This window comes from Streptomyces sp. NPDC006643, from assembly GCF_042870175.1.
In the GTDB taxonomy this organism is placed as follows: domain Bacteria; phylum Actinomycetota; class Actinomycetes; order Streptomycetales; family Streptomycetaceae; genus Streptomyces.
In genome coordinates, this window is sequence record NZ_JBIAHA010000047.1 from 20681 (window position 1) to 22668 (window position 1988).

General features: G+C 74.3%; 1 protein-coding gene. It reads right to left on the reverse strand.

Annotation, left to right across the window (positions count from 1 at the left end):
• Positions 1–126 precede the first annotated feature (126 nt).
• Positions 127–1674, reverse strand: coding sequence for a histidine ammonia-lyase (hutH, locus tag ACFYNU_RS38100; protein WP_356597341.1), 1548 nt, complete (start codon positions 1672–1674; stop codon positions 127–129).
• Positions 1675–1988 lie beyond the last annotated feature (314 nt).

Genomic DNA, 1988 nt, shown 5'->3' on the forward strand with positions numbered 1-1988 from the left:
GCGGGCTGGAGGGACCGGCGGGCCCGCGCCCCCCCCCACACCACCCCCGCCCCCGGGGCCGCCCCGGCCGGTCCCGGGGGGGGGGGGGCGGGCGGGCGGCCCCCCCCCCCCCCCTCCGCGTATGTCTCAGGCCAGCGGGCCGGTCACCGGCTCCACCGCCGCCACCAGCCGCCCCTCACGCACGAACGCGTCCGCCGCCGCGAGATCCGGCGCCAGGAACCGGTCCGGGCCCGGCCCCTCGATCCCCGCCGCGCGCACCGCCTCGATGGCGGCCCGCGACGCCGGCGCGGGCAGCAGACCCGTACGCAGCTCGATCGCGCGGGTCGCCGCGTACATCTCGACGGCCACGATCCGCGTCAGATGCGCCACGGCCGTACGGAGCTTGCGCGCCGCCGACCAGCCCATCGACACATGGTCCTCCTGCATCGCCGACGACGGGATGGAGTCGACGGACGCCGGTACGGCCAGCCGCTTCATCTCGCTGACCAGCGCGGCCTGCGTGTACTGGGCGATCATCAGCCCCGAGTCGACGCCGGGGTCGTCCGCGAGGAAGGCGGGGAGACCGTGCGAACGGTTCTTGTCGAGCAGCCGGTCCGTGCGGCGCTCGGCGATGGAACCGAGGTCGGCGGCGACGATCGCGAGGAAGTCCAGCACATACGCGACGGGGGCGCCGTGGAAGTTGCCGTTGGACTCCACCCTGCCGTCCGGCAGCACCACCGGATTGTCCACGGCCGACGCCAGCTCACGGTCGGCCACGATCCGGGCGTACGCCAGGGTGTCCCGGCCCGCGCCGGCGACCTGCGGGGCGCAGCGCACGGAGTACGCGTCCTGGACCCGGGGCGCCGCGTCCTCCTGGAAATGCCCGGTCAGCCCGGACCCGGCGAGCACCCGCAGCATGTTGTCGGCGCTGACGCCCTGGCCGGGGTGCGGACGGATGGCGTGCAGCTCGGGGGCGAGGACCTTGTCCGTACCGAGCAGCGCCTCCAGGGTCAGCGCGGCGGTGATGTCGGCGGAGGTGTAGAGCCGCTGGAGGTCGGCGAGGGCCATGACCAGCATGCCGAGCATCCCGTCGGTGCCGTTGAGCAGCGCGAGACCCTCCTTCTCCCGCAGCTCGACGGGCGCGATGCCGTGCGCGGCAAGCAGCTCGCCCGCGGGCCGCAGCGCGCCGTCCGGGCCCTCGGCGTCACCCTCGCCCATCAGCGTCAGCGCGCAGTGCGAGAGCGGCGCGAGGTCGCCGGAGCAGCCGAGGGAGCCGTACTCGTGCACGACGGGCGTGATCCCCGCGTTCAGCACGTCCGCGATGGTCTGGGCGACCTCGGGGCGTACGCCGGTGTGCCCGGACGCGAGGGTCTTGAGCCGCAGAAACATCAGCGCGCGCACGACCTCGCGCTCGACGCGGGGGCCCATCCCGGCGGCGTGCGACCGCACGATGTTCCGCTGGAGCCGCCCCCGGAGGTCGTGCCCGATGTGCCGGCTGGCGAGCGCCCCGAACCCGGTGGAGACGCCGTACACGGGCTCGGGCTTGGCGGCGAGCGCGTCGACGATCTCGCGGGCGGCGGCGAGGGCGGCGACGGCCTCGGCGGAAAGCTCGACACGGGCGTTGCCGCGGGCGACGGCGACGACGTCTTCGGCGGTGGTGCCGGCCGTTCCCACGACGACAGTGTGCATATCCATATTCAGGAGCGTACGTATTGAAACTCAACGTGTCACTAGTGGGGCGGGGTGGGGGGTGGGGGGTGTTCGTTGACCGGGTCCGCCCGGTGGCCGGGTTCGTCCTCAAGCGCCGGACGGGCTGGTGTGGTTGCGGCCGGTGTCCGGGTACCGCTCCGGGGTCATGGCCGGACGGCGTGACTTACGCCGCGTGAACCGCTCGTTGGACCCGATGAGACCTCCTTGTCCACGCGGCACAAGTCAGCCTGAGTGTCCGACCACGCCCCCTGCGCGTCCCCCTCCCAACCCGCGGGAGGGGGGCGGGGACCCGCAACACG

Excerpts from the sequence above, each read along its gene's own strand:
- hutH (WP_356597341.1), bottom strand. The coding sequence starts at position 1,674 with ATGGATATGCACACTGTCGTCGTGGGAACGGCCGGCACCACCGCCGAA.